Source organism: Blautia sp. DFI.6.71 (genome assembly GCF_020593585.1).
Classification (GTDB): domain Bacteria; phylum Bacillota; class Clostridia; order Lachnospirales; family Lachnospiraceae; genus Blautia_A; species Blautia_A wexlerae.
On the sequence record NZ_JAJDMJ010000036.1, the window covers coordinates 31,702 to 39,298 of the forward strand.

A 7,597-nucleotide genomic window follows, 5' to 3' on the forward strand; every position below is an offset into this window, starting at 1 on the left:
CCAGCCGCCTGTCAGCGATAATAATTCAGTTTTTTCTCAATCTTATCCATTACAATCGCAACAAGAAGATTGAACACAAAATAGAAAACAGCAGCGATCACAAAAGGCATCATAGTCGTCTGTGCACTTGCAATCTGTTTTGCAATTGTAAACATCTCCGAAACAGCAACAACAAATGCCAGTGACGTATCCTTTACCAGTGTGATAACCTCATTTGTCACAGATGGAAGGATTCTCTTGATCACCTGCGGCAGGATGATTCTGAAAAATGTCTGGGCTTTGCTGTATCCCAGGATCTTTGCAGCCTCATACTGTCCCGCTGAAATAGATTCGATTCCTCCTCTGTAAATCTCCGCAAAATATGCAGCATAGTTAATACTGAATGCAATAAACACAGCGATCAGGCTGTATCCCATGGAAATACGGATTCCAAAAATAAAGTATGGTCCGAAATACACAACCATCAATTGCAGCATTAACGGGGTTCCACGCATAACTGATATGTAGGCAGACACAATTCCACGTATCGCCGGATTCTTGGACATTCTGCCAAAGCAGATCAGAAGTCCCAGCGGAAGTGAAAAAAGTAATGTCACTACAAAAATCTCTACAGAAACTACCATACCACTGGCAAGCTGCTGCAGCATTACACTTAAAGACATAAGCTTTCCTCCTGAAAAATTTCTCCTGTACAGTAAGAAAAGAGGGTGCACAAAATGTACCCTCCATTCCTTTATAATGCGGACAGCCTGCACAGATCTGTCCTCTTGTATCATAACTGTTTTTGTTCCGGCTGACTATTCAGCATCTTTCGCTGTATCAGCTGTATCTTCTTTTGCTGTGTCTGCATCGGAAGCATCATCCTCTGCTGCATCATCTTTTTTATCATCAGATTTCTCATCATCTCCAATGCAGAGCATATCTGCTACTTCATACTTCTCAGCAAGTTTATCAACTTCACCTGCATCATAAAGTTTCAGAACTTCTTCCCATACAGTATCTTTCAGCTCATCGTTACCCTTCTTAAAGCCGATTCCATACTCTTCGCTCTGGATTGGCTCGTCGAGGATCACATATTTGCCTTCTTCTCTCTGGGAAAGCTGATATTTGGCAACACCGATATCTACTGCGATGGCATCTGCAGCGCCGGAATCCAGATTCATGAATGCTGTATTGTAATCAGGATTCTCTGTCAGTGATGCAAAGCTTGCTGTAAGATCCTTATTATCATCGCTGTTTAATGCATCCAGTGCTGCGGAAGCGGCCTGAACTACTACATTCTTGCCTGCCAGGTCATCCAGCTTCTCAATCCCTGAATCGGCTGCAACAACCATCACCTGCTCATTGTTCAGATATGGATCTGACCATGTATAGTCATCCTCACGTCCGTTAATGGTAAATCCGTTCCAGATACAGTCGATAGAACCGGAATTCAGTTCCATATCCTTGGAATCCCAGTTGATCGGTTTCTTCACAAGCTCCCATCCGAGATTGTCGCATACTTCCTGTGCAAGGTCAAGGTCAAAACCAACATACTCTCCATTATCGTCTTTATATCCGAAAGGAGGATACTGTGCATCAAATCCTACAGTTAATGTCTTACTGTCAGCATCTGCATATACAGAAACAACACCCGTCATCATAGAAGCTGCCATAACTCCTGCCATGAGTACTGCTAAAGATCTCTTTTTCATGATAAATATCTCCTCTTTATCTGTTTTGTTATTTATCACACAGCCACTCTACCATGTGAAAGTATGTGTTAATCCTATCACACACCTCCGCCTCTGTCAAGAGTAAGTTATGAACCTGTACTTCTGTGATAATCTTTCATAAGTCTCTCCAGAAGGGCATCCAGATTTTTTTCATCTGTTTTCTCTTCCGGTACAGACTCGAAAGCTTTCAGAGACTGCCTGATTTCTTCTTTTATATCTTTCTTCAGTTCTTCATCTACTTCAAGTTCTTCCATAACCTTATCATAATCTGTCTTATCATGAACACTGCTGTATGCTATGATATAAGCTTTTAAGGCATCTTTTGAATGTGCTTCTCTGTATGCTTCCAGAAAACATTCCTGTGCTTTTTCCATCTGAAAAAGATAACTGTATGCACAGCCAAGATTATAGCGCACTGAAGCTGCGAATCCTTTTCTCTGCTCAGACAGATCCTCTCTTTCCAGGAGTTTCTGGTATACCCGGATGGCGTTCACATACATTCCGTTTTCTGTCAGTGCATCTCCCTTTCTCTTCTGACGGACTGCCGCTTTTTCTTTTCCATAAGTCACAATCCTGCTGTTAAAGCCTTTCATCTCCTCATAGGTAAGGTAATTGATCTCCTTGAAAACAGGATAGATCATCTCTTCCACACTTACATTTCTCTCCAGATTCTGTTTCAGCTTTGCAGCCAGATGCACAAGTTCAAGCTCATCTCTGAGCCAGTTGCATAATTCTTCATTAAAAACAGTATGATCAGCAAGGTAAAGATTGTGGTACAGATAATAACAGAGTTCTTCTATAGAATAAATATTCATACTGATATTCTCTATAAAATAAGGACGCTGTGCTTTTTTTGTCTGACATAAAATATATCCGCTCATTGCTCCATCTCCTTTACCATTCTACTGTCTCTGTCCAGGTTTTCCCACTGGAAGGGAACATTTCTCCGAATCCCAGATCTGTAACCGTCACTTTACATTCTGCAGATGAGACATACTGTAATTCCAGCCGTAATCTGGTAGTCTTGTCCGGACGCAACGGAATACCGGGCAGCATCATTCCTACCCTTCTTTTCTCCGGTCTGTGGTACGTGCTTACAATAAACACAAGCTCCTCTGTATCATCAAGAATAAATTCACAGGATGCCTTACTGTCATACCAGTTATTTCCTGCCTCGATCAGCGGATAATAGGTAGGAGAACCCATCACTCTCATTTCCATCCCCACATCAGCCATAACCAGAGAATCGCTTAAAAAGCGATATCCCTTTAATGCCTTGTTCTCTGTTTTCTCTTTTCCTGCAGCGCAGGCACCCTTTGCAAAAAGATTATTTCCATAGAAAACCTTTCTTTTCTGATAACAGAGTAACCTTACAGACTGCTCTGCCCAGTCCTGTGAAAATCCATCTCCTGTGATCTGAATGCTGGAAAACAGATCTCTGCCAAGTGTTTTCTGGACAAACTTACTGAATTCCGAATCTCTCTCCTGTCCCTCAGCAGGAAGTTCTGTCTCCACAGCTTCTTCCAGTTTTACAGTGACAGGCTTTGTTGCACCGTTCATTGTCATCTTGCGAAAAGACACGTTCTCCGGTGTAAAGGCATACCATCCCACACTACGGTTCCAGGTTTCTCTTTTCTGTGAGAGCACATAATAATAGAAGCTTTCCCCATAATCCAGCAGCATATATTTCTCATGTGGAAATCCAATTATCTCAAATGCTTTCTGGAAATTCTCAACCTGAATTTCCGTCAGCCCGGGCAGTGTCACCGCCACACATTTAGTATTTTTGACCAGTTCTGCCACTCCCAGAAATTTAAGCATTCCCTGCAGAAACTGAGCCAGGATCTCCCATGGTGCAAGTTCCTGTCCTTCCACCAGCACAGAATCACTTTTTTCACAGATTCCATAGACATCATCGATCATGACTCCGCCCTTTTCCCGGACAAAGTAATCTGCTTCCAGTCCTACGCAATAGTCTTTCTGCTCCGGTCTCCAGCACAGAATACAGGGAGCCTCATACTGATTTCCACCCGCTTTCATAGAAAGAGAACGTGCCTCGTCTCCTTTTCTGTCATAATAACATATCTGAGAATACTCTTTGCCAAAATCAATTCCCACGATCAAATCACGAATTTCGTTCATTTGTTCCTCCCGGTTTCAGGACAATCTGTTCCTGCTCTTCTTTCTCGATCACAAACATCTTCTTCACATACTGTTCCTGGCGAAGATACTTCTTCACCTGTGAAAACACTTCTTTCTTTTTATCCAGTCTGCGTGCAGAGAGCATCTGATTGATCATATGATATTTGCTTACAGGTGTACCCTCAATCTTATTCATTGTAAGTACCCTCTCCTGTGTCCGATTTACCCGCTCTCCTGTTACTGATTCAAAATAATACCGCAATGTCTCCCCGTAGAACAATGTAAATGATTTTGCAAAAATACCTTCATATAAATCACGCAAAGGCTCTGTCTGATATTTCACCTGATTTCCGAGGCCTGCATCCAGTGCATAATAGAGTGTCACCTTTGCAGACGGATCTGCATGGTATTCCACAAAGGTTTTATCATCCAACTGATAAGGACTTAAGACAGATACCGGAAGTTTCCCGAAGAACGCAAAGTACATTCCCTGTTTCACACATTTCTGAAGAATCTCCTCTGCATTGCAAAGCTGTTTTTTCTCCAGTTTTTTTTCTTTGGAATACGCTTCCAGAAGAGCAAGACTGCATACAAAATCAACCGGCCATTTCTCATCATAAGCCCGCTCCAGCAGACTTCTTACAAAAACACTCATCGGATATTCTTTTACAAATGCACCATATGCAGTCTGCGTAAGATATGCTCCTGTAATACGTTCCTTTCCGCTGTGATGAACATAATCCTCCAGGATCTTCTCTCCCTCTTTCCTGTAATCAGAAGTAAACATCAGAAGGCCAAGAAGCTTCTCTTCCAGTTCATAAGTATCCATCTCAAAGCCCTGCGCACTTTTCCATACAGATATCAGTTCATCTACAGGACCAAATCTGTATTCCATAAGATACTTCAGGATCACTTCATCATATTTTCCGCGTCTGTATACATCCGATGCAAGGGCAAGCAATTCGTCATCCTCCTCCATCTCACATCTTGTCAGCATTCTGCTGGTCAGCTTCAGCTGGCTCTCTATGCGGATTCCTTCATATCCGAATTGGGAAACAATGGACATTGCCTGCTGATACATTCCTCTGGAGATCAGTACTTCCAGAAGAGCTGTTCTGTCTACAGCCGCATATTTCTTATAATCCATCTGTCTCAGATAATTATCTGCTTCTTCTGCTCTGGTGTGTTCGGAATAATAAGAAAGCAGCTTCTCTCTGATACATTTCTGATATTCATCTGAAAATTCCTCTGACTCCGGGATCCTCTGGAATGCCTGAAGATTCTCCGGTTTCAGTTCTGTATGCTCACTGCAGTGAAGTACCAGCCCCGGCTCTTCAATATGAAAACCAAGAACCTTATCTGTCAGTTCACGCTCATCAAATAATTTCTTGATATTATAATCTACTGTTGATACATATCTTCTCTGCTTCCCATCCTGAAACAGGATCACCGCATCATCTGTATAAATTCTTGGATAAGCTACGCCCTGGATACATGGGTAAATTTCTTCTTCCCTGAGCTGTTCATGGCGCACGATCACATAGCGTATCTTCTTATCATCACAGTACAGTCTGTGTGTAAACAGCTTCTGCGCGAGCAGTTTTGCCTGTCCTTCTGTTTTGGGATTGCTTAAAAATTCCTGATAAAGGACCGCATAATTCTCATTCATCCGTCCTTCTTTCGCCTTGCGCATGGCAAAAATCTTCATATGATCCCTGTAATCCGCATATGTCTGTGGCTGACGGCCTCTGTTTCCCACAATACTTGCATAAATAAATGCCTTTTTATCATCTGCAAGAGAAGTATTATTATAGGTAAAATACATCAGAAGGGGCTTTGGAAGTTCTCTCTGATAAGATGTATCCATTGTTTCCACATAATATTCATATATCCTTGTCAGACGGATTCCTTTCTCCACTGCCAGGGAAAACCATCTGAAATATTCCGGTTTTCTCGGATTTCCAAGCATGATATATCTGCAGATTGCTTCCAGCGTATCATCGGATTCAAAAGCATCGTATCCCATTGCCAGTGCTCTGTACATACTGGTACAAAATTCTCTCTCATACCCTGTAAGATAGGCAAATCTCATCACCAGCTCTTCTGTCAGAAGACCTTTCTCTCCCGCAAATAAAAATACCTGTGTCCAGAAACTGCTCATTCTGTGAAGAAGTGTTGTATCACTGCTTATATAATTCCATGCTTCCAGATACAGAAACGGACTCCTGCAGCCTTTCTCAAAAAGTTCCTCCATCATAAATACCAGCCTTGAAGGGGAACCCTTATCCTCCGGATTCATCTCCAGCCAGAGTTTAAACAACAGAAAACTATCTTCCTTCTGCAGAAAGAAATTGTACAGACGTCTTATCGCCTGTTCTCTGTCTTTGTGCAATCCTGTAAGAACGCAGAGATAAAGGTAAGCACCTGCCAGTTCCAGATTCTCTCTGACAAAGTTCTGATGTTTAAATTTCTTCAGAATTTCTCTTGCCTGCTCATCCTTTTCTTCCATATGAAGAATGTATGCTTCATACATCTGATATTCCGGATAATCACAGCCTTCTTCCCTTAACTGATTAAGGACAAATCTGCTGCTGCCGATCCATGTCTTACTGTCCATTCTTTTGCAGGAGTATTCTGCAAGGTCACGTAACAGTTCCAGCTTATGCCGTTTCACATGAATTTCTGTTTTGAGCTGCACTTTCGATTCCATGGATGCAGTGATCTGATAAGTCAGCTGCTGATAGGGACTCTTCACAGTGATCTCACCAAACTGACGTCCTTTTTTCAGCTTTTCTTTACGGATTACATATTCCACCTGATAATAGCTTCCTATAAAATCCTCATCTGTGACCACATGCCTGGAAACTTCCAGAAAATCGCCTTTCGCCTCTACCTCCAGCCTGAGATGTCCCCATCCGCTCCTCTGAACTGCAAAAGTTTCGCGGACAGATTCACTGATATCATAAAAGCTGTTCTGATCTGCCTTCAGTTCAATTTTTACAGGATCCTTTTTTCCCGTTCCGATCAGAAACTCTTCTACATGCTGAAATGTCACGGGCTGTTTTGAGAGTCCCTTATAAAGAGCTTTCTCTTTCTGTCCGGCATTTCTTAACAGAAGTTCAAATCTGCGGTCTGTAAAAACACGATATGCTTCTTTAAAATCGTCCTTTGCAATATTCACAAAGGTATCCATATCCGGCACATCTCCGGCTGCACTTTTCAGTTCTGCTTTCTCTGTCTGAATGAGAAATGGCAGCTTATATTCTCCAATGTCTGTGGTGAAACAAAGCCATCCCTCATGTCTCTCACCCGGGTGCATCCCCGCACCGTCAATTCCATACTGCAGTCTCACCGTAGTTCCCGAAAATTTCTCGGTTCCCGGTACCACGCGCCTGTTGGAAGATGTAATATATCCACGTATTTTCTGATTATCCTCTGTTCCAAAATACAGTTCCCCTTTGTACACATCACCTGCTTTCAGAGTCACTTCTATTTTGTCCTGCGAAAAAAGGAGCTGCGGATGTTCATGTCTGAAATTTCCACTTAATAGTTCTTCTATCGTCTTTTTCAAAATTGTTCACCTTATATCCTTGCTTAAATTACAGAGCTACTGTTCACAAGCCTATTGCGTTTAATTATACACCACAAAACGCATCCGCGCAACAATCCGCTCTTCAGCTTTTTCGTTACTGTTCACTCCGTTCTCAGTAACGTAGCCAAAATTCATTCCAGATTGCCTG

At 42.2% G+C, this 7,597-nt stretch carries 5 protein-coding genes; all 5 read right to left on the reverse strand.

Features of this window, described 5'->3' with window-relative positions; all coding sequences use genetic code 11:
• Positions 1-11: 11 nt before the first annotated feature.
• A complete protein-coding gene (locus LJE12_RS13980) occupies positions 12-662 on the reverse strand; it encodes an amino acid ABC transporter permease (RefSeq protein ID WP_020994087.1) in 651 nt (216 codons plus the stop codon).
• 135 nt (positions 663-797) lie between these two features.
• Positions 798-1,694: an amino acid ABC transporter substrate-binding protein gene (locus tag LJE12_RS13985; RefSeq protein WP_022380908.1), complete on the reverse strand. Its 897-nt coding sequence runs from the start codon at positions 1,692-1,694 to the stop codon at positions 798-800.
• 107 nt (positions 1,695-1,801) lie between these two features.
• Positions 1,802-2,596 (reverse strand): hypothetical protein, encoded by a 795-nt coding sequence (locus LJE12_RS13990; RefSeq protein ID WP_062807882.1) that lies wholly within the window; start codon positions 2,594-2,596, stop codon positions 1,802-1,804.
• Positions 2,597-2,609: 13 nt separating this feature from the next.
• Positions 2,610-3,857 (reverse strand): DUF5716 family protein, encoded by a 1,248-nt coding sequence (locus LJE12_RS13995; protein ID WP_118611051.1) that lies wholly within the window; start codon positions 3,855-3,857, stop codon positions 2,610-2,612.
• Entirely contained in the window at positions 3,841-7,428 is a 3,588-nt protein-coding gene (locus LJE12_RS14000) for a DUF5717 family protein (protein ID WP_055149366.1), read from the reverse strand. Before LJE12_RS14000 ends, LJE12_RS13995 begins: the two co-directional genes overlap by 17 nt.
• Between the last annotated feature and the right edge of the window lie 169 nt (positions 7,429-7,597).

Bases quoted from the DNA above. Each gene is read 5' to 3' on its own strand.
- LJE12_RS13980 (WP_020994087.1), bottom strand. From the start codon at position 662: ATGTCTTTAAGTGTAATGCTGCAGCAGCTTGCCAGTGGTATGGTAGTT.
- LJE12_RS13985 (WP_022380908.1), bottom strand. From the start codon at position 1,694: ATGAAAAAGAGATCTTTAGCAGTACTCATGGCAGGAGTTATGGCAGCT.
- LJE12_RS13990 (WP_062807882.1), bottom strand. From the start codon at position 2,596: ATGAGCGGATATATTTTATGTCAGACAAAAAAAGCACAGCGTCCTTAT.
- LJE12_RS13995 (WP_118611051.1), bottom strand. From the start codon at position 3,857: ATGAACGAAATTCGTGATTTGATCGTGGGAATTGATTTTGGCAAAGAG.